This is a genomic window from Streptomyces sp. NBC_01296 (assembly GCF_035984415.1).
Classification (GTDB): Bacteria; Actinomycetota; Actinomycetes; order Streptomycetales; family Streptomycetaceae; genus Streptomyces.
The window spans coordinates 6,936,028-6,961,148 of record NZ_CP130720.1; the positions used below are offsets into that span (position 1 = coordinate 6,936,028).

Below are 25,121 nucleotides of genomic sequence, written 5' to 3' on the forward strand. Positions count from 1 at the left end.
TGGGCACCGGCGGCCCGCGCGCAACGAATCTCCGCCCCTGCCGCAAAACACGCAACGAATCGATGCGCGGAGCGCAACGGTCACGGCTTGTCGGGGTCGAACGCGCGAACGTACCTTCAATAGGACCCCCACCCCTCCTGTCACAGAGGTTCGCCCATGCCCCCGCTGCGCACCGCCCTCCTCCAGAGCTCCGGACGGCTCGGCGACACCGCCGAGAACCTCAAGGCGCTCGACGAGGCCGTGGAGCGCGCCGCACAGGCGGGTGCCGGACTCCTCGTGACCTCGGAGATGTTCCTGACCGGCTACGCGCTGGAGGTCCAGGACATCGCCGCCCTCGCCGAGGCGGCCGACGGCATGTCGGCCCGCGCCATCGGCGAGATCGCCCGCCGCCACGGGGTCGCCGTCCTGTACGGCTACCCGGAGCGCGAGGGCGACGCCGTCCACAACTCGGCCCAGCTCGTCGGCCCCGACGGGGTCCGGCTGGCGAACTACCGCAAGACCCACCTGTTCGGCTGCTTCGAGCAGGACGCCTTCACGCCCGGCGACACCCCCGTCGTCCAGGCGGAGCTGAACGGCCTCCGCATCGGCATCATGATCTGCTACGACGTGGAGTTCCCGGAGAACGTCCGGTCCCACGCCCTGGCCGGCACCGACCTCCTCCTGGTGCCGACCGCGCAGATGCACCCGTTCCAGTTCGTCGCCGAACAGCTGGTCCCCGTAAGGGCCTTCGAGAACCAGATGTACATCGCGTACGTCAACCGCACCGGCCCGGAAGGCGAGTTCGAGTTCGTCGGACTCAGCTGCCTGGCGAGCCCCGACGGGGTCACCCGGACCCGGGCCGGCCGCGGCGAGGAGCTGGTGATCGGCGAGGCCGACCCCGAGCTGCTGACCGCCTCGCGGGAGAACAACCCGTACCTGCGCGACCGCCGCCCCGGGCTCTACGCCTCCCTCGTCTGAGTCCCGCCAGCACCCTCCCCCCTGCCCCACCCCCGCAAGGAGCCGTACCCCATGACGTCCACGGTGCCCACCACCGCCGTCCCGCACAGCGACGGACAGCCGCCGATCACCATGTTCGGCCCGGACTTCCCGTACGCGTACGACGACTTCCTGGCCCACCCGGCGGGCCTGGGCCAGATACCGGCGACGGAGCACGGCACCGAGGTCGCGGTCATCGGCGGCGGCCTGTCCGGCATCATCTCGGCGTACGAGCTGATGAAGATGGGCCTCAAGCCCGTCGTCTACGAGGCGGACCAGATCGGCGGCCGGCTGCGCACCGTCGGCTTCGAGGGCGCCGGCACCGAGGGCCTGACCGCGGAGATGGGCGCCATGCGCTTCCCGCCGTCCTCCACCGCGCTCCAGCACTACATCGACCTCGTCGGCCTGGTCACCGAGCCCTTCCCGAACCCGCTCGCCGAGGCCACCCCCTCGACGGTCGTGGACCTCAAGGGCGAGACCCACTACGCCGAGACGATCGCCGACCTCCCGCAGATCTACCGCGACGTGTCGGCCGCGTGGAACGCCTGCCTCGACGAGGGCGCCGACTTCTCCGACATGAACACCGCGATGCGCGAGCGGGACGTCCCGCGCATCCGCGAGATCTGGGCGAAGCTCGTCGAGAAGCTCGACGACGAGACCTTCTACGGGTTCCTCTGCAAGTCCGAGGCCTTCAAGTCCTTCCGCAAGCGCGAGATCTTCGGCCAGGTCGGCTTCGGCACGGGCGGCTGGGACACCGACTTCCCGAACTCCATCCTGGAGATCCTGCGCGTCGTCTACACCGAGGCGGACGACCACCACCGCGGCATCGTCGGCGGCTCGCAGCAGCTGCCGGTGCGCCTGTGGGAGCGCGAGCCCGAGAAGATCCTCCACTGGGCCCAGGGCACCTCGCTGTCCTCCCTGCACGGCGGCACCCCGCGCCCGGCGGTGACCCGCCTGCACCGCACGGCCGGCAACCGCATCACGGTCACCGACGCCGACGGCGACATCCGTACGTACCGCGCCGCGATCTTCACGGCGCAGTCCTGGATGCTCCTGTCGAAGATCGCGTGCGACGACACGCTGTTCCCGATCGACCACTGGACGGCGATCGAGCGCACCCACTACATGGAGTCCAGCAAGCTCTTCATCCCCGTGGACCGGCCGTTCTGGCTGGACAAGGACGAGGAGACGGGCCGCGACGTCATGTCGATGACCCTGACGGACCGCATGACGCGCGGTACCTACCTGCTGGACAACGGCCCGGACCAGCCGGCCACCATCTGCCTCTCGTACACGTGGTGCGACGACAGCCTGAAGTGGCTGCCGCTGTCCGCGAACGAGCGGATGGAGGTCATGCTGAAGTCCCTCGGCGAGATCTACCCGAAGGTCGACATCCGCCGCCACATCATCGGCAACCCGGTGACCGTGTCGTGGGAGAACGAGCCCTACTTCATGGGCGCGTTCAAGGCCAACCTGCCGGGCCACTACCGCTACCAGCGGCGCCTGTTCACCCACTTCATGCAGGACCGCCTCCCCGAGGACAAGCGCGGCATCTTCCTCGCGGGCGACGACATCTCCTGGACGGCGGGCTGGGCCGAGGGTGCGGTCCAGACGGCGCTGAACGCGGTCTGGGGCGTCATGCACCACCTCGGCGGCTCCACGGACACCACCAACCCCGGCCCGGGCGACGTCTACGACGAGATCGCCCCGGTCGAACTCCCGGAGGACTGACCCACCCGGTCCCTCCGCCCCATGACCACGGGCCGCCCCCGCGCCACGAGCGCGGCGGCGGCCCGTTCTCATGCCCGGCGGCGCCAGACCAGCTTCCACCGCTCCGCCCGGGCGGCCAGCACGGCGTCCTCCCGCCCCGTGGGCCGGGAACCGAGGCCGACGCCGCACCCGGCGCAGAGGCGCTCGACGGAGTGCCCGGTACGCCACCGGGTGGTGCCCCGGTCCTCGGCGCAGACGGGACACGCCCGAGGGGGCCACGGACCGGCCGACCGCGCGATGAGCGCCGCCGCGGCCGGCAGCGGCAGGTCCGGGTGGGACTCCGGGTCGGGGCAGTACAGGAGCCGCCACGGCTCCGGCGGGACGGGCCCGCGGACAGGCCTTCTGGGCCCGGCGGCGCTCCTGCCAGGGCAGGAACTCGGCGAGCCACACCTGGCGGGCGCCGTGCAGCTCGTCCACCGCCCGTACCAGCGACTGCGGGTCCCGCTCCAGGTCCGGGGGGATTCCCGCGCTCCTGCACAGGTGGTGGTAGGTCGCGCGGAAGCCGTACGGGGCGAACTCCGTGATGCACGTGCGCAGCGCGGCGAACCGCTGCCGCGGGGTGCGGGCCGTGTCGTGCACCCGGCCTCGGTGCGTGGTGAAGCTGGTCATCCGCCGACCCTATGTCCGGTCGCCGTGCCGGGCGTCGACTCCGGGCGGCGGGCTCAGGACGTCGGGGTGAGGAGGCAGCGGCCGACCAGGCCGACGCCCGCGTCCAGGGAATCCGTGAACTCCTCGGCCAGATCGGGGGAGCGGCGCAGGGTCCACAGCAGCCGGGCCGCAGACCAGGCCGCGCCCCGGGCCCGCTCCAGGCTCCACGAACCGAGCAGGTGCGTCAGCGGGTCGGCGACCTCCAGCAGGTCCGGGCCCGGCATCAGGTCCTCCCGGATGTGCTCCTCCAGGCAGACCAGGGTGTCGCCGACGCGGTCGAAGTCCGCCTCCAGGGCCCGCGGTTCGCAGTCCAGCGCCCGGCAGGTGGCCACCACCGCCAGCGCGAGGTCGTGCCCGATGTGCGCGTTGATCCCGGCCAGCGCGTGCTGCAGCGGGCGGATCCCGGGGTGGCGGCGGTACTGCAGCAGCGGCCGCCAGCATGCCGGGGCCCGGTCGGCCTCCACCGCCGTGAGGTACCGCTCCGCGAACCGCACGCTCAGCGCCTCCGCCCGCCGCGGCGCCGGGAACTCCCCGTGGGAGATGCGCGCGTGCAGCGTCTCCGTCACCGTCAGGTACACCCGGTTGAAGACGGCGACACCGTCCTGCGCGGGGAGCCGCTCGTCCAGGGCGCGCATCCGCGCGAGCACCGCTTCCATGGGAGGCAGGTTCCCAGCCGGCGGCGGAGATCCGGGGAACTTGGCCGTGTGCTTCCCCGGTTCGGGCGAACCCGGCTCAGGAACGCGTGTCCTGCGCGCCCGGATCCCCGCCTGCGTGGCCCCCGCCCGCATCGCCCGCGTCGTACGCCGAGGTGCCCGAGTCGAGCAGCGGCCCCTGCGTCTTCAGGTGCGCGGGCGCGAAGTACCGCAGCGTGTGGTACCCGGTGATCACCACGATCGTGCCGAGCGCGATACCGCCCAGCTCGAAGCTGTCGGTGAGGTGCAGTTTCACCCCGCCGATGCCGATGATGATGCCCGCCGCGGCCGGCACCAGGTTCAGCGGATTGCGCAGGTCCACCCCGCCGTTGATCCAGATCTGGGCGCCGAGCAGGCCGATCATCCCGTACAGGATCACGGTGATGCCGCCCAGGACCCCGCCGGGGATCGCGGCCACGACCGCCCCGAACTTCGGGCACAGGCCGAAGAGCAGCGCGAAGCCCGCCGCGGCCCAGTAGGCCGCCGTCGAGTAGACGCGGGTCGCCGCCATCACGCCGATGTTCTCGGAGTACGTGGTGTTCGGCGGGCCGCCGACCGCCGTGGACAGCATGGACGCCGCGCCGTCGGCGGCGATCGCGGTGCCGAGCTCGTCGTCGAGCGGATCGCCGGTCATCTCGCCGACCGCCTTGATGTGCCCGGCGTTCTCCGCGATCAGGGCGATCACCACCGGCAGCGCGATCAGGATCGCCGACCACTCGAACTGCGGTGCGTGGAAGGACGGCAGCCCGATCCAGTCGGCCCGGCCGACCCCGGAGAGGTCGAGCCTCCAGTGGTCGACGGCCTCCGCCCCGCCCACCGTCGAGTGGATCCTGCCGAAGAGCAGGTCGAAGACCCAGGAGATGCCGTAGCCGAAGAGCAGCCCGAGGAAGATCGCGATCCGGGACCAGAAACCGCGCAGGCAGACCACGGCCAGCCCCGTGAACAGCATGGTCAGCAGCGCCGTCCACTGGTCCTGCGGCCAGTACGTCGAGGCCGTCACCGGCGCCAGGTTGAAGCCGATCAGCATCACCACCGCGCCCGTCACCACCGGCGGCATCGCCGCGTGGATGATCCGCGCCCCGAACCGCTGCACCGCGAGCCCGGCCAGGCACAGCGCCGCGCCGACCACGAACACCGCACCCGTGACGACCGCGCTGTCGCCGCCGCCCGCCCGGATCGCCGCCGTGACGCCGACGAAGGCGAGCGAGCAGCCCAGGTACGAGGGGACCCGCCCGCGGGTGGCGAGCAGGAAGATCGCCGTCGCGACCCCCGACATCATGATGGCCAGGTTCGGGTCCAGGCCCATCAGGACCGGAGCGACGAAGCTCGCCCCGAACATCGCCACGACGTGCTGGGCACCGAGCCCGGCGGTCCGCGGCCACGACAGCCGCTCGTCCGGCCGCACCACCGCGCCGGGGGCGGGGGTCCGCCCGTCTCCGTGCAGGGTCCAGCCCACGCCGAGGCCCATGTTCCACCACTTCCGTCGAACCGATCGATCAGGCATCCGGGCCGCAGAACAGCGCCGCGCCTGCGCAATATTACGGCCGGATACCTGCTGGTTCGTCCCGGTCTGCGGGCGCGGAGCCCGTGGCCACCGGCTTCTGCCGCAGTACGGCGGCCCCCGCGACCAGCGCGAACGCCAGCAGGGTGACCAGCCCGAAGGACACCACGAGCGAGGTCGCGTCCGCCACCGCACCGATCGCCGACGGCGCGATCAGCCCCGATGTGTACGTGATCGTCGCGACGCCCGCGATGGCCTGCGCCGGAGCCGGCCCGCTGCGCGCGGCCGCCGCGAACGCCAGCGGGACCACCACCGCGATGCCGAGTCCGATCAGGCCGAAGCCCGCCAGCGCCGCGCCCGGGTGGCGGGCCGTCACCACGAGCAGCCCGCCCGCGGTGGCCACTGCCCCGCCCGCCCGGACGGTGCGCACCGGCCCGAACCGGTCCACCACCCGGTCCCCGACGAGCCGGGCCACGGCCATGGTGAGCGCGAACGCGGTGGTGGAGGCGGCCGCGAGACCGGCGTCCGTGTCCAGGACGTCCCGCAGGTAGACCGCGGACCAGTCCAGGCTCGCGCCCTCCGCGAAGACCGCGCAGAACCCGATCGCGCCGATCAGCAGCGCGGACCTCGGGGGCAGCGCGAAGTGCGGCGGCGCCTGCGCCTCCGCGGCGCTGCGCAGATCCAGCACCCCCCGTGCGGCGATCAGACCGGCCGCGGTCAGGGCGAGCGCGGCGACGAGGTGGTGCAGCCGGGCATCGGCCCCGGCGTGGGCGGCGGCCATGCCCGCCGCCGAGCCCAGCAGCGCACCCACGCTCCACATGCCGTGCAGCGAGGACATGATCGAGCGGCCGAGCCGGTTCTCGGTCTCCACGCCCAGCGCGTTCATCGCCACGTCCGACATCCCGGAGGTGGCGCCGTAGACGAAGAGGGCGCAGCACAGTGCGGGCAGGTTCGGCGCGAGGCTCGGCAGGATCAGGGACAGGGTCCACAGCGCCAGTAGCCCGCGCAGCGCGGCGCGGGCCCCGAAGCGGTGGTTGATCCGGCCGGCCAGCGGCATCGCGAGCGCCGCGCCCAGGGCGGGGAAGGCGAGGGCGAGGCCCAGGGTGCCCGCGCTGAGCTGTGCGTGCTCCTGGATCCAGGGGATACGGGTGGCGAAGGAGCCGGTGACGGCCCCGTGGGCGCAGAAGACGGCGGCGATGGCGAAGCGGGCACGGCGCAGGCGCGCAGGGCCGAGGTCTGTTTCCCCTGTCATGGCATTAAACTATCAGGAACCCTGCCTGATAGTTGGTTCGGCGGGGCTACCTAGGATGGGCGCCGTGACTCCTGCCGAAGCCCTGGCCCCCGCCGCTCCGTCGCCCGCGTCGCCGAGCACGGCCCGGGCCATCAACGACCGTCTCGCCCTGCGGCTCCTCCAGGAGGAAGGGCCGCTGACCGCCACTCAGCTCAAGGCGATGACCGGCCTCTCCCGCCCCTCGGTCGCCGATCTCGTCGAGCGGCTGACCGGTGCCGGGCTGATCGAGGTCGTGGGGGAGTCGGGCGAACAGCGCCGCGGCCCCAATGCCCGGGTGTACGGGATCGTCGCCCACCGCGCGTACCTGGCGGCCCTGGACGTACGGACGGACAGCGCGACCGCGGTGGTCGCGGACCTGCTCGGCCGCCCGCTCGCCCAGGCCGAGCTCCCGGTGGACGCGGTCGACGAGGCCGTGGACCTGCTCGAGGCGCTCGCGCGGGAGGCCGGCACGGACCGGCTGCACACCGTGGTGGTCGGCGCCCCGGGCCTGGTGGCCCCGTCCGACGGGGTGCTGCGCAGCACCGTCGGCCTGCCGTCCTGGCACCAGGACCTGGTGGCGGCCCTGCGGCGGCGGCTGCCGGCCACGGTGGTCGTGGAGAACGAGACCAACCTCGCGGCCCTCGCCGAACAGCGGGTCGGCGCCGCGCAGGACCTGGACTCCTTCGTGCTGCTGTGGCTCGGCGCGGGCGTCGGCGCGGCGGTGGTCCTGGACGGCCGGCTGCGGCGGGGCGCATCGGGCGGGGCGGGCGAGATCGGCTTCCTGCCGGTGCCGGGCACGGGCCGGCTGCCCTCCGCCACGGACTGCGGGGGCGGGTTCCACGCGCTGGTCGGCCGGGAGGCGGTGGCCGCGCTCGCGGCGGAGCACGGCTGGGCCGGGCCGGTGGAGGAGGCGGTCGCCGGCGCCGCGGGCGAGGCTTTCATCGAGGCCCTGGCGCAGCGGCTCGCCCTGGGCGCGGCGGCCGTCACGGCGGTCCTGGACCCGGGGTGCCTGGTCCTGGCGGGCGAACTCGGCCACGCGGGCGGCGCCGGCCTGGCGGCCGCGGTCGGCCGCCGGCTGGCCACGCTGACGCCGGTGCCGATGGAGGTCCGCGCCACTGCCCTGGGTGATCCGGCGGTCCTCGCGGGAGCGCGCCTGGCCGCCCGTGAAGCCGCCCAGGCGGACCTCTTCGCCCCCTGAGCCCCTGAGTCGCACCGGGCCGGACGGCGGTGTGCGTCACCCGACGGCAGCGCCGTCGCGCTCGTGCTCGCCCTACTGGTCGTCGAGGCCTTCGTCGCCATCGTCGCCTTCGTCAGCGTGCAGCATCCGCCAGATCTGGGTGCGGTGCAGTACGTAGAGCGCGGCGATCAGGAACACCACGTTCAGTCCCACGGCGAGCAGCCAGAAGACGGCCCCGCTCTCCAACTCGTTCGTCAGGTAGGCGAAGTTCATGCCGAAGAACCCCGTCAGGAAGCTCAGCGGCAGAAAGATCGTGGACACGATCGCGAGGCGGTTGATCACCCCGTTCTGGTCGCCGGACACCAAGGACGAGTAGGTGCCGAAGCCCCGCCGGGCGGCCTCCTGGAGGGACGTGATGTCGGTCAGTACCAGCCTGGAAGTGCGCTGGTACTCGCGGGCGAGCCGCTGGCGCTCCACCGGGAAGTTGCGGTTCAGCGCCCTTCGCGTCATGGTCTCCTCCGCCGACTGCTGGTAGGGGAGGAGCGTGTGGTGCAGGAGGGCCGCGGTCCGGCGCAGCCGCGCCAGGCGGTAGAGCTGCTCGGGCTGCCGCCGCCGGAACATCTCGTCCTCCAGGTCCTCCACCTCCAGAAGGCCCTGGACGGCGGACCGGCGATACGTCTCCAAGGCCTCGTCCAGCAGCAGGAACAGCATGGCAACGGAGTCGGGGGGCCTCTCGTGCGGGAGTCGGGCGGTGAGGCTCTCCACCAGTGCGGCCGGCCCGCGGTGCACCGTGACCAGGGCGCGCTCGGTGACCAGGGCGTGGATGTGAATGGCCTGGCCCCCTTCGAACGCGGGGACGACGAACGCGGCGCTGTCCCCGAGGAACTCGACCCGGGCCGGTTCCCCCTCCCGGCCGAGCCACTCCACGTCCTCGGCCTCCAGGCCGAGCAGGTGGGCGACCCGCTGCTCGCCGGGCGCGGTCTCCTCGGGCAGCTCCATGTCCACGAACAGGAAGCTGGATGTCGCGAGGCGCTCACGTGCCTCAGACACGTGGGTGCGCGTCATGATGCCCTCCGGCATGGACACCACCGATACGATCATCGCCCCTCACCGTGGATCACGCCGCGGATCATGAATTACGGTATATCCCATATTGTCCCTTATGGGTTTCAGGGAAACGCACTGACGACTCCCACGTGGCGCCCTCGGCCTCCAACCCGCCCTGCCTCGGCCCCAGGCTTCAGCCCCCGGCCTCAGCCTCCGGTCTTCGCTGCCCGAGCGGCCCTGGCCGTCAGGAAATCGGCGAAGGTGCCCTTGCCGACGGCGTGGGACGGGGTCAGGTTGCCGCCGCGGCAGAAGGCCGCGTACGCCTTCCCCGCCAGGGGCAGCGCGAACACCTTGCGCCGCCGCCCCGTCGCCGCCAGGTACGACCGGCCCAGCTCCACCAGGGTGTGGATCTCCGGACCGCCCATGCCCGTGACCCGGCCGGCGGGGGCGGGGTCGGCGAGTTCCGCCATCCGGTCGGCGACCTCCTCCACGGCGACCGGCTGCACCCTGACCCCCTTCGGCAGCGGCAGTGGCACCACCGGCACCTTCGCCAGCGCGTCCACCGCCATCGCCACCAGGTCGTGGAACTGCGTGGTCCGCAGGATCGTCACGCCCAGCCCCGACGCCTCCAGCATCCGCTCGACCCGGTACTTCACCGTGTAGTAGCCGAACGGGACCACATCCACCCCGACGATCGAGATGTAGAGGATGTTCGTGACCGTCCCGGCCCGCCGGGCCGCCTCGATCAGGTGCCCGGCGGCCACGTCGTCGCCGCCCCGCGGGGTGCTCGCGCAGTGCACGACCACCTGCGCGCCCGCCATCGCCGCGTCCAGCCCGCTGCCGTCCCGCAGATCGACCGGGTGGTCCTTCGCGTGCCGGCTCAGGACCCGTACGTCGTGGCCCGCCGCCCGCAGCCGGGTGACGACCAGCGCGCCGAGGTTTCCGGTGCCTCCGGTGACGAGGATCGTGCTCATGGTGTCCGTTTCCTTCCCTGAAGGGGTGCGTTCACCAGCTGAGACCGGACGGCCCTCAGGAATGTGACAGCTGCCGCCGAAGGAATTCCAGCTTCTCCGGATTCACCACGGTCCGCACTCCGCGGACCAGTCCGTCCTCGATCTCCATCTGCAGGACCGCCGCCCCGCCCACGATCAGCCCGGGTTCCCCGTTGACCTCCGCGAACGAGATCGGCAGGCCGGCCACGTACTTGCGCAGCGCGCCCACCAGGAAGCGCGCCACCTTGTCCGCGCCCAGGATCGGCCGCCGGGCCGCGCCCACGATGCCGCCGCCGTCCGACACGTACTGCACGTCGGCGGTCAGCAGGCCCTCCAGCCGGGCCAGGTCGCCGTCGCGCGCCGCCGTCAGGAACGTCTCCACCAGGCTCTGCCACTGGGCCGGATCCGGCGCGAAGCGGGGGCGCGGCCCGGCCGCCCGGCCCGCAGCCACCCGGCCCGCGGCCCGCCGGTAGAGCTGCCGGCAGTTGGCCTCGGTCAGGTCCAGGAGTCCCGCGATCTCCCGGTGGCCGTACGCGAACGCCTCGCGCAGCACGTACACCGCCCGCTCCACCGGCGTCAGCTGCTCCAGCAGCAGGAGCAGGGCCATGGAGACGCTGTCCCGCTGCTCCGCCGACTCCAGCGGGCCGAGCACCCCGTCCCCGGTGAGGACGGGCTCCGGGAGCCAGGGGCCCACGTACTCCTCGCGCCGGGCCCGCGCCGAGGTGAGCCGGTTCAGGCACAGGCGGGTGACGGCCTTGGCGAGCCAGGCCCCGGGGTGCTCGACGTCCTCGCGGTCGGCGGAGCTCCAGCGCAGCCAGGCGTCCTGGACGGTGTCCTCGGCCTCGGCGGCGGAGCCGAGCATGCGGTAGGCGATCCCGAACATCCGGGGCCGGTGCTCCTCGAAGTCCGCGCCGGGCGCGGCGTCCTGTGTGATCACCGCAGCAGCCTACGAGGAGGCCGTGACGGCACGTGCGAGGACCCGGTGGCCGCCGGGCCGCCGGGTCCTCACGCTCGTTCGGATACGGGCACCGACGCGGTGTCAGCAGGCGCCCTGGTCCTTCCAGACGCCCCAGTCGCCGGTGGTGCCGGGCTCCTCGTTCTGCGTCCACCACTGCGCCTTCCAGTTGTGGCCCTTGTGCGAGACGACGGTCCCGCCGTTGTAGACCGTGCCCGCGACGTACGCCGGGTTCGTGCAGGTTCCGCCCGGCGGCGTGGTCGGCGGCGTGGTCGGCGGCGTCGTCGGGGGAGTGGTCGGCGGGGTCGTGGGCGGGGTGGTCGGGGGCTGGGTGGTGCCCGGCTCCGTCACCGTCGTGCCGCGCGCCAGGTCGCCGGCGAGGGCGTAGGCGGTGCCGGAGATGTTCACCGTCCAGTTGGAGGGCGTGGACACCGGCAGGTAGTAGTTGAACGCCAGGTCCACCGAGGCGCCGGGGGCCAGCGTCTGCCACGCCGGGAGCTTCAGCGAGACCCGCTGGAAGTCGCCCTTCAGACCGCCGACGTTGGTGCCGCTGTGGCCGGTGCTGATCACCTTGGTGCCGAAGCCGGACTGGTCCGAGGCGTTGGCCGGGGCCGAGGTCCCGTAGTCGAACTGGAACTCGGTGCCGCCGGGCAGCGTGGTCTTCGTATTGTTGGTGATCTTGAGCTTGGGGGTGATCGGATAGTTGGAGTCGCCCAGCTTGAACTCGGTGAACTCCGTCTTGATGTCCACGGCCTGGGCCGGCAGCGCGCTGCCCGCCGTCTTCGCGCCGTACGGCGCGGCCGCCTTGAACTTGTCGTACATCAGGGAGGTGAGCGTGTCGCCCATCTCGTACTGGCCCTTGGTGGAGTTGTACGCGTAGTCGCCCGCCAGCTCCCAGACCATCGTGCCGCCGATGCCCTTGTTCACCACGTAGTCGGCCTTGGCGGCCACCGACTGCTCGTCCTCCGTCGACAGGAAGACCTTCTTCTGGGCGTTCCACAGCCACGGCGCCACCAGCGTGGAGTCGTACTTGCGGGCGTAGGTGCCGGTCAGCGTGGTGTTCGCCGGGAAGCCGTACTTGGTGACGTAGTCGCCGACGACGCCCTTCTCCAGGTTCTTGGCGTGCCACATCGGGTTGGAGCCCGCCGGGGACTCGGCCCCGTTGGTGTCCAGGTCGTGCCACAGGTTGTCGATGCCGACCGCGCCGTCGCCGCACTTGGTCAGCCCCGCGCCGGCCGGGCAGGTGGTCGCCGGGGCCTTGCCCCACAGGCCGTCCGTGCCGCCCTGCACGTTCTTGAAGCCGCGGGTGTAGTACGGCAGGCCCATGTTGATGCGGCCGGCCGGCATCGAGCCGCGGAAGTAGTGGTAGGCCCAGTCGGAGTTCAGGTAGCCGATGCCGCCGTACTGGGAGGTGGAGTAGACGCCGGCGGCGGCGAGTTCGCCGTCCTTGCCGTCGTCGAAGAGCGAGGCGTTCGGGCCGACGTACTCGTTCCAGGCGCCGTGCAGGTCGTAGGACATGATGTTGACGTAGTCCAGGTACTTCTGCATCTGGAACGTCTCCATGCCCCGCAGCAGGTAGCCGGAGGAGGGGGCGGCGACGGAGAGCAGGTAGTGCTTGCCGTCCGCGGCGCCCGCGCGGTCGAGCCTCTCGCGCAGCGATTTCATCAGCGCGGCGTAGCCCTGGACGAGCCCGGCCCGGCGGGCGTTGGAGAGCTGCCAGTCCAGCGGGTTGCCCGCGTCCTTCATGGTGGTCGGGTACTCGTAGTCGATGTCGACGCCGTTGAACCCGTACGTGCGGATGAACTCGACCGACGAGTCCGCGAACGTGTCGATGCCGGCCTGGTTGACCGAGCCGTCGGCGTTGGTGGCCATCGAGTAGAAGCCGCCGGAGGCGACGCGGTTGCCGTCGTCGCCGAAGTAGCCGCCGGTCTCGGCCCAGCCGCCGACCGAGATCAGCGTCTTCACGTTCGGGTACTGCTTCTTGAATTTGTTCAGCAGGTTGAAGTGGCCCTTGTACGGCAGGGCCGGGTCCATCTCGGCGCCCGCGACCCCCGGCCAGGTCATCCCGGTGGCGGCGTTGTTCGCGTTGTCCGCGCCGACCGAGATCTTGTTGTCGGCGCCCACATGGGCGAAGGCGTAGTTCAGATGGGTGACCTTGGACCACGGGACGTTGTTGGCGAGGTAGGCGGGGGTGCCGTCCTTGCCGGTCCGCCACCCGGTGAAATAGCCGATGACGCGGCGCTGGTGGTCGGCGCCCATCTTCTCGCGGCCCTCGGAGTCGTAGACCGAGCAGTACGGGACGTCGACCCCGGCCGTCTTGTAGAGCCCGTCCGGGCGACAGCCCGCGTTGTCGGCGGCGTGCGAGACGCCGCTCGAGAGCCCGCCCACCAGCAGTCCGGCGATTGCGGCGCCGGATGCCAGGAGCATCGCTCTCGTAAGGGTGGGGGACGGCATGGTGCCTCCTGGGGAGGGGAGGATGGCAGGACACGAAAGGGCACAACAGGCGGAAAAGTGGTGCGTGTTGGCCCGTGACGTGCGCACATCTGACGGGCTGTCTCCCGGGGAGGATGAAGGGAACGTTAAGAGGACTAGACCACCTCGTCAATAGGTCTGTACCAATCGCAGGCGTACTTGACGGACTCCCGCGGAACGCCCTCTCTGTGACCCAGGCCACAGTCCCTCACGCGCATGGCCTCGGATCACCCGTGGCAAACTGGCAGCAGTACCAGTAAGCAGCGCACTCCGGGGTCGGTGTAATTCCGAACCGGCGGTATAGTCCGCGACCCGTCCGCAGCCAGCGGCCGGTTGACCAGGTGAAATTCCTGGACCGACGGTGAAAGTCCGGATGGGAGGCAGTGCGCGGCGGGCCAGTCACCGGTACGCCGCCGTCGGCGGTTCATCGGCGTATCCCCTGCGGATACGTCCGTGCGGACCGTTTTTTCGGCCTCGGCGTCCCCGTGTGTGCTGAACCGCTTCATCTGTCGTATCCCGACAGGCCCCGGAGTCCGTGCCCGACAGAGGCAGGAGGACCCGGTGGCGAACCACGCCGCGAACGCACCGCACGTCGTCGGCGATGCCGATGCCGACACGCAGGCCATGCGCCGCGCCATCGAGCTCGCCGCCCGCGGCCTCGGCTCCACCAGCCCCAACCCGGTCGTCGGCTGCGTCATCACGGACGCCGCGGGCACCGTCGTCGGCGAGGGCTGGCACGAGCGGGCCGGCGGCCCGCACGCCGAGGTCCACGCCCTGCACGCCGCCGGCGAGGCCGCCCGCGGAGGCACCGCCTACGTCACCCTCGAACCCTGCAACCACACCGGTCGTACGGGGCCCTGCGCCCAGGCGCTCGTCGAGGCCGGCGTCAGCCGCGTCCTCTACGCCGTCGCAGACCCGAACCCGCAGGCCAGCGGCGGCTGCGACACCCTGCGCACCGCCGGGGTCAAGGCCGAGGGCGGGCTCCTGGAGGCCGAGGCCGCGGCCGGCAACGCGGCCTGGCTCACCTCCGTACGCCTCGGCCGCCCGCACGTGACCTGGAAGTACGCGGCCACCCTCGACGGCCGCAGCGCCGCCGCGGACGGCAGCAGTCGATGGATCACCGGCCCGGAGTCCCGCGCCGACGTCCACCGGCTGCGCGCCGAGGCCGACGCCGTCCTCGTCGGCGGCGGCACCCTGCGCGAGGACGACCCCCACCTGGCCGTACGGGGCATCGCGGGGGCCACCCAGCCGCTGCGCGTCGCCCTCGACACCCGCGCCGGCCTCCTGCCGACCGCCCGCATCCTCGACGACGCCGCACCCACGCTGCTCGTCACCGGCGAGGACGCCGACACCCGGCACCTGCCCGGAGTCGACCTGCTCCGGCTGCCCCTGCACGGCGGCCGCATCGCCGTCCACGACCTGCTCGACCGGCTGTACGCCCGCGGCGTGCGCTCCGTCCTCCTCGAAGGCGGCCCCACCCTGGCCGGAGCCTTCCTCGAGGCCGGAGCCGTCGACCGGGTCATCGGCTACCTCGCCCCGGCCCTCCTCGGCTCCGGCCCCGCCGCCCTCGCCGACGCCGGCATCACGAACATCGCCCACGCGGTACGCCTCGACATCACCGAGGCCGTCCGCGTCGGCACCGATCTCCGCATCACCGCAGTACCCGAAATCACCGCAGTACCCGAAGCCGCCCCCACCACCGCCACCAAGGAGCACTGAGTGTTCACCGGAATCGTCGAAGAACTGGGCGAGGTCACCGCCGTCGAGCAGCTCGCCGAGGCCTCCCGCTTCCGCCTGCGCGGCCCCGTCGTCACCGACGGCGCCAAGCACGGCGACTCCATCGCCGTCAACGGCGTCTGCCTGACCGTCGTGGAGACCGCCGAAGGCGAGTTCACCGCCGACGTCATGCAGGAGACCCTGAACCGCTCCAGCCTCGGCGCCCTCGAGAAGGGCTCCCGGGTCAACCTGGAGCGCCCGATGGCCCTCGGCGGACGGCTCGGCGGACACCTGGTCCAGGGGCACGTGGACGGCACCGGCGAGATCCTCTCCCGGACGCCCTCCGAGCACTGGGAGATCGTCAAGGTCGCGCTCCCCGCGCACCTGTCCCGGTACGTCGTCGAGAAGGGCTCCATCACGGTCGACGGCGTCAGCCTCACCGTGGTCGAAGCCGCCGCCGACTACTTCACCATCAGCCTCATCCCCACCACCCTCGCGCTGACCACGCTCGGCATCAAGCAGCCCGGCGACCCGGTCAACCTCGAGGTCGACGTCCTCGCGAAGTACGTCGAGCGCCTGCTCGCCGCCGGTGTGAACCCCCTGACCGCGACCCCCGACGAAGGCAAGGAGGCCGACCGGTGAGCGCCCTGACCTGGCTCAACGCCGAGGCCTTCGCGGTCTTCGGCCAGAAGGTCATCTGGTCCGACATGATCGGCAACCTGATGGGCCTGGCCGCCCTCGCCCTCGGCTGGCGCCGCTCCATATGGACCTGGCCCGCCCAGCTCCTGTCCGGCCTGATCCTCATAGCCGCCTACGCCTCCGCCCACCTCGCCGGCGGCGTCGGCAAGCAGCTCCTCGTCATCGGCGTGGCCGCATGGGGCTGGCGCGCCTGGCAGCTCGGCCGCAAGCAGGCCCAGGACGGCACCCTCGCCGTGCGCACCGCGAGCTGGACCGAGCGCGGACTGCTCCTCGCCGGAGCGGCCCTCGGCACCCTCGCCGTCGGCGGCCTGTTCACGCTCTTCCCGGACCTGTCCTGGAGCCCGTGGGCCGACGCCTACATCTTCGTCGGCACGATCGTCGCGATGGTCGCCCAGGCCCGCGGCCTCGTCGAGTTCTGGTTCGCCTGGCTCCTCGTCGACCTGGTCGGCGTCCCGCTCGCCTTCACCAACGGACTGGCCTTCTCCGGCCTCGTCTACGTCGTCTACTTCGCGCTCGTCCTCTGGGGCGCCCACGACTGGTACCAGCGTTCGCGCACCAACCCCGCCCCGGCCCTGGAAGGAGCAACGGCATGACCTCCCTCAAGCCCGTGCCCGACATCGACGCCGTCCTCGACGCCGTCTTCCGGCTCGACCCCGTCGAGCAGGCCGTCCGCGACATCGCGGCCGGCCGGCCGGTCGTGGTCGTCGACGACGAGGACCGCGAGAACGAGGGCGACCTCGTCATCGCCGCCGAGAAGGCCACCCCCGAGATCGTCGCCTTCATGATGAGCGAGTGCCGCGGCCTGATCTGCGCGCCCATGGAAGGCCCCGAGCTGGAGCGGCTCGAGCTGCCCCAGATGGTCCAGAACAACACCGAGTCGATGAAGACCGCCTTCACCGTCTCGGTCGACGCGAGCGCCGCCCACGGCGTCACCACCGGCATCTCGGCCGCCGACCGCTCCACCACCCTGCGGATGCTCGCCGACGGTGTCTGCGAGCCCTCGGACTTCGTCCGCCCCGGCCACGTCTTCCCGCTGCGCGCCAAGCCCGGCGGCGTCCTGGTCCGCAACGGCCACACCGAGGCCGCCGTCGACCTCGCCCGCCTCGCGGGCCTGCGCCCCGTCGGGGCGATCGTGGAGATCGCCGGCGAGGACGGCGTCATGCTGCGCCTGCCCGAGCTGATCCCCTTCGCCCGCAAGCACGGCCTGACGATCATCTCCATCGAGGACCTGATCGCCTACCGCCGCTCCGCCGAGCCGACCGTGCGCCGCGAGGCCGAGGTCACCCTGCCGACCGCCCACGGCGACTTCACGGCGTACGGCTACCGCTCCACCGTCGACGGCGTCGAGCACGTCGCCCTCGTCCACGGCGAGATCGGCGACGGCCAGGACGTCGTGGTCAGAGTCCACTCCGAGTGCCTGACCGGCGACATCTTCCAGTCGCTGCGCTGCGACTGCGGCCCCCAGCTGCACGCCTCCATGGCCCGCATCAAGGAGACGGGCCGCGGCGTGGTCGTCTACCTGCGCGGCCACGAGGGCCGCGGCATCGGACTGGTGTCCAAGCTGCGCGCGTACGAGCTCCAGGAGCGCGGCCGCGACACCCTGGACGCCAACCTGGAACTCGGCCTGCCCGCCGACGCCCGCGACTACGCCGCCGGCGCGCAGATCCTCGCCGACCTCGGCGTCAAGAGCGTCCGGCTGCTGACCAACAACCCCGACAAGTCCGCCGCCCTCGTACGGCACGGCATCGCGGTCAACGACCGGGTGGCCATGCCCACGGAAGCCGGGGAGCACAATCTGCGGTACCTGCGCACGAAGCGGGACCGGATGGGCCACGACCTGCCCTGGCTGGACCGGGCCGTGACCGCCACCACCTGCGGCAACCAGTAAGTACGTACGAACCACCACCAGCACACACCCAGCACACACCACGAACCACGAACCACGAAGAACCGAGGAGCACAGCTGTGAGCGGCAAGGGCGCACCCGAACTGAGTGTCAGGAACTGCGGAGACCTCCGGGTCGCGGTCGTCGCGGCCCAGTGGCACGAGAAGGTCATGGACGGGCTCGTCGACGGCGCCCTGCGCGCCCTGCACGAGCTGGGCATCGACGAGCCCACCGTGCTCCGCGTCCCCGGCAGCTTCGAGCTCCCGGTCGTGGCGAAGGTACTCGCCGGTCGCGGTTACGATGCCATCGTCGCCCTCGGAGTCGTCATCCGCGGCGGCACCCCGCACTTCGACTACGTCTGCCAGGGCGTCACCCAAGGCCTGGTACAGGTGTCGATCGACACCGGAGTCCCCATCGGCTTCGGCGTCCTGACGTGCGACAACGACGAGCAGGCACTGGACCGTGCCGGGCTCGAGGGGTCGAACGAGGACAAGGGACACGAAGCGGTCATCGCCGCCGTCTCCACCGCTGCGACCCTGCGGTCCGTCAGCGAACCCTGGCGCTGAGTGGCGGCGGGGGACCCCGTATTCTGAGGACCATCATGGCGAACACACCCTCCAAGAGTTTCGAAGAGCTCTTCACCGAGCTCCAGCTCAAGGCCGCCAACGGCGACCCCAGCACCTCCCGGACCGCCGAGCTCGTCGGCAAGGGCGTCCATGCCATCGGCAAGAAGATCGTCGAGGAGGCCGCCGAGGTCTGGATGGCCGCCGAGCACGAGGGCAAGGAAGCCGCCGCCGAGGAGATCTCCCAGCTGCTGTACCACGTCCAGGTGATGATGGTCGCGCGCGGGATCTCCCTCGACGACGTCTACGCGCACCTCTAGGCCGGAGCCCGTCCCGCGGGTCCCCCGCCCGCCGCCCACCCACACCTTTCGCAACCACGCACTGAAGGAAGCCCCATGCTGCGCATCGCCGTCCCCAACAAGGGTTCACTCTCCGGAGCGGCGTCGGCGATGCTCCATGAGGCCGGCTACCGCCAGCGCAAGGAGTCCAAGGAGCTCGTGGTCCTCGACCCCGACAACGGGGTGGAGTTCTTCTACCTGCGCCCCAAGGACATCGCGATCTACGTGGCCTCGGGCAAGCTCGACATCGGCATCACCGGCCGTGACCTGCTGCTCGACTCCGGCGCCGGCGCGGAGGAGATCCTCCCGTTGAACTTCGGCCGCTCCACCTTCCGCTACGCCACCAAGCCCGGCACCGCGAAGGGCCCCGAGGACTTCACCGGGATGACGATCGCGACCTCGTACGAGGGAATCGTCGCCAAGCACCTCGCCGAACAGGGCATCGACGCCTCCGTCGTGCACCTCGACGGCGCGGTCGAGACCGCCATCCAGCTGGGCGTCGCCCAGATCATCGCGGACGTCGTCGAGACCGGCACCAGCCTGCGCAACGCCGGCCTCGAGGTCATCGGCGAGCCGATCCTCACCTCCGAGGCCGTGGTCATCCGCGGCAACGGCGCCGACGCCGACAACCCGCAGGCCCAGCAGTTCCTGCGCCGCCTCCAGGGCGTCCTGGTGGCCCGCAGCTACGTGATGATGGACTACGACTGCCGCGCCGAGCACCTCGAGCGCGCCGTCGCCCTCACCCCGGGCCTGGAATCGCCGACCGTCTCCCCGCTGCACAACGAGGGCTGGGTCGCCGTCCGCGCGATGGTCCCGGCCAAGGAGGCGCAGCGGATCATGGACGACCTGTACGAGCTCGGCGCGCGCGCGATCCTCACCACCTCGATCCACGCCTGCCGCCTCTGACCCTGGGGGGCGTCTTGTGGGTCAGGCCGGGCTCGCGGCGTCCCTGATCCGGCCCGACCCACAAGACACCCCCCTACGTCCTTCCGATCCGTACGCCCCCTGCAGAAGGCATCACCAGCATCATGGCCGAGTCCGCCGCCCAGCCCGTACCGCCCGCCCTGCCGGTCACCTTCCGGCCGACCCGCACCCGGGCCGTCCTGCTGGGCGTCGGGCTCGCCATGTTCGCCACCATCACGGCGATCGCCCTCCTGCTGGAGAACCTCGGGCCGGGGGAACGGATGAGCTTCATCTTCACCGCCGTCCTGCTGACCTCCGTACTCGTGCTGCTCAGCCGCCCCAAGGTGGTCGCGGACGAGGCGGGCGTCACCGTCGTCAACCTGACCAGCACCCGCCGCCTGGAGTGGGCGCAGATCCTGCGCGTGAACCTCCGCCCGGGCGACCCGTGGGTGTTCCTGGACCTCAGCGACGGCACGAGCCTGCCCGCCCTCGGCATCCAGCCCGGAGTGGCCAAGCAGCAGGCGATCGGCGACGCCCGCGCCCTGCGCGCGCTCGCCGAGGCCCGGGGAACCGGGCCGCACGAGCACTGAGCCGCGGCCGCGCGGACCTGGAACGGATGTCGAACATCCATCGAACGGCCCCTGAACGGGCCTTGAGCGGCTCCCGTACGAAGCACCGGAGCCGCAGCCGACCGCTGCGTCCCATTGCGGCGGCGATCTCAGTGACTACCCTGGTGGCGGGGCGCACCTGTGCGCCCTCCCACCGGCCCCGGGACCCCGAGGTCCGGGGGAACCTGCGACTTGAGGAGTGACTCCCTCCAGCAATGGACGGATCGTCCGGTAGTACCCGCGCCGCCCTCCCCACGGAGGCGGCGGCATGACCATCCCGCTACTCCTGCTCGTGGCGGCATTCGCCCTGATCCTCGCCAACGGCTTCTTCGTGGCGGCCGAGTTCGGCCTCGTCACCGTGGAACGACCCGAGGCCGAACGCGCCGCAGCCGACGGCGACCGCCGTGCCCGCACGGTGGTCGAGGCCCTGCGGGAGCTGTCCTTCCAGCTCTCCGGCACCCAGCTCGGCATCACCATCACCTCACTCGTGGTCGGCATGCTCGCCGAACCGGCCCTCGCCGGACTGCTGGCCGGGCCGCTCGCGGCGACCGGCCTGCCCGCGGGAGCCGTCTCCGGCATCGCCGTCTTCCTGGGCATGCTGCTCGCCTCCGCCGTCCAGATGGTCGTCGGCGAGCTCGTCCCGAAGAACTGGGCCGTCTCCCGGCCGCTGCAGGTGGCCCGGTTCGTGGCCGGCCCGCAGCAGGTCTTCTCCCGTGCCTTCCGGCCGGTCATCGCCGGCCTCAACGCCGTAGCCAACCGCCTCGTGCGGGCGCTCGGCGTGGAACCGGCCGAGGAGATGGCCTCCGCCCGCACCCCCGGCGAACTGGTTTCCCTGGTCCGCCATTCGGCCCAGGCCGGCGCCCTGGAACAGGACACCGCCGACCTCTTCGTACGGACCCTCTCGCTGGGCGAGCTCACGGCCCAGCACGTCATGACCCCCCGGGTGAAGGTCAGCGCCCTCCAGCACACGGCCACCGCGGCCGACGTGCTCAACCTGACCCGCGCCACCGGGCTGTCCCGCTTCCCGGTCTACCGGGAGCGCATCGACGAGGTCACCGGGGTCGTCCACCTCAAGGACGCCCTCGCCGTGCCCGAGTCCGAGCGCGCCCGCACCACCGTGAGCCGGATCTGCGTCGCCCCGCTGCTGGTGCCCGGCTCGCTGCCGGTGCAGCCGCTGCTGGAGCGGCTGCGCAGCGAGCAGCCGATGGCCGTGGTCGTCGACGAGTACGGCGGCACCGCCGGGGTCGTCACCCTGGAGGACATCGTGGAGGAGCTCGTCGGCGAGGTCCGCGACGAGCACGACCTCGCCGAGGACGAAGGCCCCGAACTGGCCGCCGTGCCCGCCGAGGACGGCCGCCCCTCCTGGGAGGCCGACGGCAGCTGCCGCGTCCAGACCCTGCGCCGGATAGGCCTGGAGGTGCCCGAAGGCCCCTACGAGACCGTCGCCGGTCTCGTCGCCGATCTGCTCGGCCGGATCCCCGCCCCCGGGGACCGTGCCGAACTGCCCGGCTGGAGGCTGTCCGTCCGCCAGGTCGGCCGCAACCGCGCCGAACGCGTCCGGCTGGTCCGGCTGGGCACCGTCCCCGCCGCCCACGGGACCGGCCCCGAGGCCGCCCGCGCCACCGTCCGCATCGACGCGGCCGACCCCGTACGCACCGGGCCGGGCCGGCAGGCCTCCCCGGACGCCCGGTCACCGCAGCCGGCCCAGTCGGCCCAGCTGGAAGGCGCCGGCCGATGAACGCCCTCCAACTGCTCTTCGCCCTGCTCCTGGTCCTGGCCAACGGTTTCTTCGTCGGCGCCGAGTTCGCACTCGTCTCCGTACGGCGCAGCCAGATCGAGCCACTGGCCAAGGAGTCCAAGCGGGCCCGCCAGGTGCTGTACGGCCTGGAGAACCTGCCGCGGATGATGGCCGCGGCCCAGTTCGGCATCACCGTCTGCTCCCTGACCCTCGGCGCGGTCGCCGAGCCGACGATGGCCCGCCTGCTGGAGCCGCTCTTCCACGCGGCGCACGTCCCGCAGGGCATGATCCACCCGCTCGGCTACGCGGTGGCGCTCGCCGCCGTCGTCTTCCTGCACCTGGTCATCGGCGAGATGGTGCCCAAGAACCTCGCCATGGCCGCGCCCGAGAAGACCGCCCTCTGGTTCAGCCCGGGCCTGGTGGCCTTCGCCCGGCTGTGCGGCCCCGTCACCAGCGCGCTGGGCTCCTGCGCGCACCTGGTGCTCCGCCTCTTCAAGGTGGAGCCCAAGGACGAGGTCGAGGCCGTCTACACCAGCGCCCAGCTCGGCCGGCTCGTCGAGGACTCCCGGCAGGCCGGGCTCCTGGAGCCGGGCGAGCAGGAGCGCCTCGAAGACGCCCTGGAACTGGGCAGCCGCCCGGTCACCGACGTCCTGCTCTCCCGGGAGCGGCTCGTCACGGTCGCCCCCTCGGCGACCCCGCGGCAGATCGAGCAGCTGACGGTCCGCACCGGGTACTCCCGCTTCCCCGTCCGCTCCGAGAACGGCGCCTTCATGGGCTACCTGCACGTCAAGGACGTGCTGGACCTCGAGGACCGGGAACGGGCCGTGCCCCAGCGGGTCTGGCGCCGCATGCCCACCCTGTCCGCCACCCTCCCGCTGGACGACGCGCTCAGCGTCATGCGCCGGGACGCCACCCATCTGGCCCAGGTCGCCGACCCGGCCGGCCGGGTGCTCGGCCTGGTCGCCCTGGAGGACGTACTGGAGATGCTCGTGGGCGAGGTACGCGACCCCGCGCACCGCATCCCGGCCCGCCGGCCCGGCCCCCGCCAGATCAGCCCCGCCGGAGTGTGAGCCGCCGCCGCCCTGCAGAACCCCTGCAGGGCGGCGGCGCTACAGCGGCGGCGGCTCCGGGCGGTCGCGGTCCTGCGGGCCCCGGCCCGACAGGACCTCCCCGTACGCCTGCATCAGGTCGGGCAGCCGCAGCGTCGACAGGTCGTCCCGGGAGGGCTCGCCGGGGAACCCCGCCAGCCGCAGATCCCGGTACGCGCAGCTCTTCTCGTACAGGGTGCGCAGGAAGCGGCCGTTGCCCAGCTCGTCGATCCAGCCCTGCTCCACCACGTGCCCGCTGATGCTGCGCAGCTCCTCGAAGGCCTCCTCGTCCCAGCAGTCCCCGTTCGCGTCCGCCAGCACCCCGCCGATCGCGGTCAGTTCCAGCGGCCGGTAGCTGGGGAAGTCCACCCGGGTGGTGAACCGCGAGGACAGCCCCGGATTGGCGGCCAGCAGCCGGTCCATCCCCGCCGGATAGCCGGCCAGGATCACCACCAGGTGGTCCCGGTTGTCCTCGGCCCGCTTCAGCAGCACCTGCAGGGCCTCGTCCCCGTACGCGTCGCCCTTGCTGTAGCCGGTGTTGGAGAGGCTGTACGCCTCGTCCACGAACAGCACCCCGCCGATCGCGGAATCGATCAGCTCGTTCGCCTTCACGGCGGTCTGCCCGAGGAACTCGCCGACCAGGTCCGCCCGTTGTGCCTCCACCAGATGGTCCCCGCCCAGCAGCCCCAGCGCGTAGAACACCCGGCCCAGGATCCGCGCCACGGTCGTCTTGCCCGTGCCCGAGGGCCCGGAGAACACGAAGTGCCGCTTCGGGGGCTGCACCGGCAGGCCCTGCCCGGCCCGCAGCCGGGCCATGTGCAGCTGCGCCGAGAGCGCCTTCACCTGCCGCTTCACCGGCTCCAGGCCCACCATCCGCTCCAGCTCCGCGAGCGCCTCGGCGAGCAGCGCCGGATCGGCCGGCCCGGCCGGCAGCCCCCCTGGCGCGGTCTGCGGCGGAACCGCCACCTTGCGGCGTACGCCTTCCGCCCGGCCCGTGCCCGTACCCGGAGCCCCGAACCGTGGATCCGGCTCCGGCACGATCAGCGGGTCCGGCTCCACCTGCCCGTCCGCCGCGATGTCCTGGACGGGGCCGCCGCCGAGGGCCACCGCCGCGAAATCCCCGCCGACCGGCGAGAGATCGTGCCCGGCGTACCCCTCGTAGCCGGACGCGGCGTACCCGGCGTATCCGTCGGCCCCGTCGACGTAGTCGCTGTCCTCGATCGCCGTCAGCCGGGCCGCCGTGTCCATGAACGCCGGGTCCACCCGGTGCACCGCCCGGTACAGCGGCAGCGCCGCCGCGCTGCGCCCGGTCCCCTCGTGCGCCCGCGCCAGCCAGTACCGCAGCTCCTTGCGCTGCGGCTGCTCGCTGCGGCAGCGCATCAGCGCCGCCGACAGCATCGGCTCGGCCTGCCCGTACGTCTCGAGGCGGACCCGGGCCATCCCGCCGAACAGGCCCGCCTCGATCCCCAGCAGCGGATCGTCCACCAGCGGCTCGGTGTGCCGCACGAGCTGCTCCCAGTCCTTGACCAGGTAGGCCCGGCAGGCGTGCAGGAACCGCACCTGCGCATCGGTGTCCACCGGCGGCAGTGCGGCCAGCGCCTGGTCCAGCTCGGGGACGTGCCGGCCGTCCAGCCAGTGCGAGGCGTGGGCCAGCAGGAGGTCGCGCCGGCTCTCCAGGACGGGCTGTACCCACCAGCCGAGCCAGTACCAGGAGTTCAGCGTCCGCCGGTGGCGGGCCCGCTGTTCGCCGAAGCGGTCGCGGTGGGCGTACATGCGCAATAAGGCGTTCGTGGTGTCCACCCGGAGCGCGTGCAGGCCCAGCCATGCGTCGGCCATCGAGGGATCCAGTCGTACGGCCGCCCGGAACTCCTCCTCGGCCTGCGGATAGGCGCCCATCGTGCAGGCGTCCACCCCGCGCAGCCAGGCGAGTTCGGCCGGGGCGTGCGTGCCCGGCGTGCCGAAATCCATCACATCCCCCACAAGCCTGCCCCCGTGGTGCACAGCAACCCCCGCGTCGCGCCCGCGAGTTGTCCACTGCGCCGATGAAATCAGGGATGCATCGTACCTGCGGCTACGCACCATAC

General features: G+C 72.2%; 21 protein-coding genes and 1 riboswitch. Of the genes, 13 read left to right on the forward strand and 8 right to left on the reverse strand.

The window, feature by feature from the left end; translation table 11 throughout:
• The first annotated feature begins 156 nt into the window (after positions 1-156).
• Together OG299_RS31680 and OG299_RS31685 are read left to right on the forward strand one after the other, a co-directional pair.
• Positions 157-957, forward strand: a complete 801-nt coding sequence (locus OG299_RS31680; protein ID WP_266631193.1) for a carbon-nitrogen hydrolase family protein — start codon at positions 157-159, stop codon at positions 955-957.
• A 51-nt stretch (positions 958-1,008) separates the two neighbouring features.
• Positions 1,009-2,706 carry a flavin monoamine oxidase family protein gene (locus OG299_RS31685; protein ID WP_266631194.1) on the forward strand — a complete coding sequence of 566 codons (1,698 nt, stop codon included), beginning with the start codon at positions 1,009-1,011 and terminating at the stop codon, positions 2,704-2,706.
• A 701-nt stretch (positions 2,707-3,407) separates the two neighbouring features.
• On the opposite strand, the gene OG299_RS31690 is transcribed toward OG299_RS31685, so the two are convergent.
• The 3 genes from OG299_RS31690 to OG299_RS31700 form a co-directional block, all read right to left on the reverse strand.
• Positions 3,408-4,049 carry a DUF5995 family protein gene (locus tag OG299_RS31690; RefSeq protein ID WP_266631197.1) on the reverse strand — a complete coding sequence of 214 codons (642 nt, stop codon included), beginning with the start codon at positions 4,047-4,049 and terminating at the stop codon, positions 3,408-3,410.
• Between the two features lie 76 nt (positions 4,050-4,125).
• On the reverse strand, positions 4,126-5,553 hold the full coding sequence (locus tag OG299_RS31695; RefSeq protein ID WP_327363299.1) for a uracil-xanthine permease family protein: 1,428 nt from the start codon (positions 5,551-5,553) through the stop codon (positions 4,126-4,128).
• A gap of 70 nt (positions 5,554-5,623) precedes the next feature.
• The gene (locus tag OG299_RS31700) at positions 5,624-6,838 is read right to left on the reverse strand and encodes an MFS transporter (protein WP_327363300.1); all 1,215 of its coding nucleotides are present in this window, start codon (positions 6,836-6,838) and stop codon (positions 5,624-5,626) included.
• A gap of 55 nt (positions 6,839-6,893) precedes the next feature.
• On the opposite strand from OG299_RS31700, the gene OG299_RS31705 reads away from it, so the two are divergent.
• Positions 6,894-8,054, forward strand: a complete 1,161-nt coding sequence (locus OG299_RS31705; RefSeq protein WP_266631203.1) for an ROK family transcriptional regulator — start codon at positions 6,894-6,896, stop codon at positions 8,052-8,054.
• Between the two features lie 72 nt (positions 8,055-8,126).
• Here OG299_RS31705 and OG299_RS31710 read toward each other — a convergent pair whose 3' ends face one another.
• From OG299_RS31710 to OG299_RS31725, 4 genes are all read right to left on the reverse strand, one after another.
• Positions 8,127-9,083 carry a magnesium transporter CorA family protein gene (locus tag OG299_RS31710; RefSeq protein WP_327363302.1) on the reverse strand — a complete coding sequence of 319 codons (957 nt, stop codon included), beginning with the start codon at positions 9,081-9,083 and terminating at the stop codon, positions 8,127-8,129.
• A gap of 203 nt (positions 9,084-9,286) precedes the next feature.
• The gene (locus OG299_RS31715; protein ID WP_327363303.1) at positions 9,287-10,054 is read right to left on the reverse strand and encodes an SDR family oxidoreductase; all 768 of its coding nucleotides are present in this window, start codon (positions 10,052-10,054) and stop codon (positions 9,287-9,289) included.
• Between the two features lie 55 nt (positions 10,055-10,109).
• Positions 10,110-11,009, reverse strand: coding sequence for an RNA polymerase sigma-70 factor (locus tag OG299_RS31720; protein ID WP_327363305.1), 900 nt, complete (start codon positions 11,007-11,009; stop codon positions 10,110-10,112).
• Positions 11,010-11,111: 102 nt separating this feature from the next.
• The gene (locus OG299_RS31725; RefSeq protein WP_327363306.1) at positions 11,112-13,481 is read right to left on the reverse strand and encodes a chitinase C-terminal domain-containing protein; all 2,370 of its coding nucleotides are present in this window, start codon (positions 13,479-13,481) and stop codon (positions 11,112-11,114) included.
• Positions 13,482-13,760: 279 nt separating this feature from the next.
• A riboswitch (FMN riboswitch) is annotated at positions 13,761-13,890 on the forward strand.
• Positions 13,891-14,123: 233 nt separating this feature from the next.
• Here OG299_RS31725 and ribD point away from each other — a divergent pair.
• The 10 genes from ribD to OG299_RS31775 all read left to right on the forward strand — a co-directional run bounded on the left by ribD (position 14,124) and on the right by OG299_RS31775 (position 23,019).
• Positions 14,124-15,218, forward strand: a complete 1,095-nt coding sequence (gene ribD, locus OG299_RS31730; protein WP_327364632.1) for a bifunctional diaminohydroxyphosphoribosylaminopyrimidine deaminase/5-amino-6-(5-phosphoribosylamino)uracil reductase RibD — start codon at positions 14,124-14,126, stop codon at positions 15,216-15,218.
• A complete protein-coding gene (locus tag OG299_RS31735; protein WP_266631213.1) occupies positions 15,219-15,857 on the forward strand; it encodes a riboflavin synthase in 639 nt (212 codons plus the stop codon).
• A complete protein-coding gene (locus OG299_RS31740; RefSeq protein ID WP_266631215.1) occupies positions 15,854-16,507 on the forward strand; it encodes a nicotinamide mononucleotide transporter family protein in 654 nt (217 codons plus the stop codon). Before OG299_RS31735 ends, OG299_RS31740 begins: the two co-directional genes overlap by 4 nt.
• Positions 16,504-17,802: a bifunctional 3,4-dihydroxy-2-butanone-4-phosphate synthase/GTP cyclohydrolase II gene (locus OG299_RS31745; protein ID WP_327363307.1), complete on the forward strand. Its 1,299-nt coding sequence runs from the start codon at positions 16,504-16,506 to the stop codon at positions 17,800-17,802. Before OG299_RS31740 ends, OG299_RS31745 begins: the two co-directional genes overlap by 4 nt.
• Positions 17,803-17,879: 77 nt before the next feature.
• Positions 17,880-18,365, forward strand: coding sequence for a 6,7-dimethyl-8-ribityllumazine synthase (gene ribH / locus OG299_RS31750; protein WP_266631219.1), 486 nt, complete (start codon positions 17,880-17,882; stop codon positions 18,363-18,365).
• Positions 18,366-18,400: 35 nt separating this feature from the next.
• A complete protein-coding gene (locus OG299_RS31755) occupies positions 18,401-18,682 on the forward strand; it encodes a phosphoribosyl-ATP diphosphatase (protein WP_266631220.1) in 282 nt (93 codons plus the stop codon).
• Between the two features lie 75 nt (positions 18,683-18,757).
• The gene (gene hisG / locus OG299_RS31760) at positions 18,758-19,606 is read left to right on the forward strand and encodes an ATP phosphoribosyltransferase (protein ID WP_266631222.1); all 849 of its coding nucleotides are present in this window, start codon (positions 18,758-18,760) and stop codon (positions 19,604-19,606) included.
• A 122-nt stretch (positions 19,607-19,728) separates the two neighbouring features.
• Complete coding sequence (locus OG299_RS31765; protein ID WP_327363308.1) at positions 19,729-20,193, forward strand: PH domain-containing protein; 465 nt, start codon at positions 19,729-19,731, stop codon at positions 20,191-20,193.
• 286 nt (positions 20,194-20,479) lie between these two features.
• The gene (locus tag OG299_RS31770; RefSeq protein WP_266631226.1) at positions 20,480-21,949 is read left to right on the forward strand and encodes a hemolysin family protein; all 1,470 of its coding nucleotides are present in this window, start codon (positions 20,480-20,482) and stop codon (positions 21,947-21,949) included.
• Positions 21,946-23,019, forward strand: coding sequence for a hemolysin family protein (locus OG299_RS31775; protein WP_266631228.1), 1,074 nt, complete (start codon positions 21,946-21,948; stop codon positions 23,017-23,019). Before OG299_RS31770 ends, OG299_RS31775 begins: the two co-directional genes overlap by 4 nt.
• A 39-nt stretch (positions 23,020-23,058) precedes the next feature.
• Here OG299_RS31775 and OG299_RS31780 read toward each other — a convergent pair whose 3' ends face one another.
• Complete coding sequence (locus tag OG299_RS31780; RefSeq protein WP_327363310.1) at positions 23,059-25,005, reverse strand: AAA family ATPase; 1,947 nt, start codon at positions 25,003-25,005, stop codon at positions 23,059-23,061.
• Positions 25,006-25,121 lie beyond the last annotated feature (116 nt).

Excerpts from the sequence above, each read along its gene's own strand:
- OG299_RS31680 (WP_266631193.1), top strand. The coding sequence starts at position 157 with ATGCCCCCGCTGCGCACCGCCCTCCTCCAGAGCTCCGGACGGCTCGGC.
- OG299_RS31685 (WP_266631194.1), top strand. The coding sequence starts at position 1,009 with ATGACGTCCACGGTGCCCACCACCGCCGTCCCGCACAGCGACGGACAG.
- OG299_RS31690 (WP_266631197.1), bottom strand. The coding sequence starts at position 4,049 with ATGGAAGCGGTGCTCGCGCGGATGCGCGCCCTGGACGAGCGGCTCCCC.
- OG299_RS31695 (WP_327363299.1), bottom strand. The coding sequence starts at position 5,553 with ATGGGCCTCGGCGTGGGCTGGACCCTGCACGGAGACGGGCGGACCCCC.
- OG299_RS31700 (WP_327363300.1), bottom strand. The coding sequence starts at position 6,838 with ATGACAGGGGAAACAGACCTCGGCCCTGCGCGCCTGCGCCGTGCCCGC.
- OG299_RS31705 (WP_266631203.1), top strand. The coding sequence starts at position 6,894 with ATGGGCGCCGTGACTCCTGCCGAAGCCCTGGCCCCCGCCGCTCCGTCG.
- OG299_RS31715 (WP_327363303.1), bottom strand. The coding sequence starts at position 10,054 with ATGAGCACGATCCTCGTCACCGGAGGCACCGGAAACCTCGGCGCGCTG.
- OG299_RS31725 (WP_327363306.1), bottom strand. The coding sequence starts at position 13,481 with ATGCCGTCCCCCACCCTTACGAGAGCGATGCTCCTGGCATCCGGCGCC.
- ribD (WP_327364632.1), top strand. The coding sequence starts at position 14,124 with ATGCGCCGCGCCATCGAGCTCGCCGCCCGCGGCCTCGGCTCCACCAGC.
- OG299_RS31745 (WP_327363307.1), top strand. The coding sequence starts at position 16,504 with ATGACCTCCCTCAAGCCCGTGCCCGACATCGACGCCGTCCTCGACGCC.
- OG299_RS31755 (WP_266631220.1), top strand. The coding sequence starts at position 18,401 with ATGGCGAACACACCCTCCAAGAGTTTCGAAGAGCTCTTCACCGAGCTC.
- hisG (WP_266631222.1), top strand. The coding sequence starts at position 18,758 with ATGCTGCGCATCGCCGTCCCCAACAAGGGTTCACTCTCCGGAGCGGCG.
- OG299_RS31765 (WP_327363308.1), top strand. The coding sequence starts at position 19,729 with ATGGCCGAGTCCGCCGCCCAGCCCGTACCGCCCGCCCTGCCGGTCACC.
- OG299_RS31770 (WP_266631226.1), top strand. The coding sequence starts at position 20,480 with ATGACCATCCCGCTACTCCTGCTCGTGGCGGCATTCGCCCTGATCCTC.
- OG299_RS31775 (WP_266631228.1), top strand. The coding sequence starts at position 21,946 with ATGAACGCCCTCCAACTGCTCTTCGCCCTGCTCCTGGTCCTGGCCAAC.
- OG299_RS31780 (WP_327363310.1), bottom strand. The coding sequence starts at position 25,005 with ATGGATTTCGGCACGCCGGGCACGCACGCCCCGGCCGAACTCGCCTGG.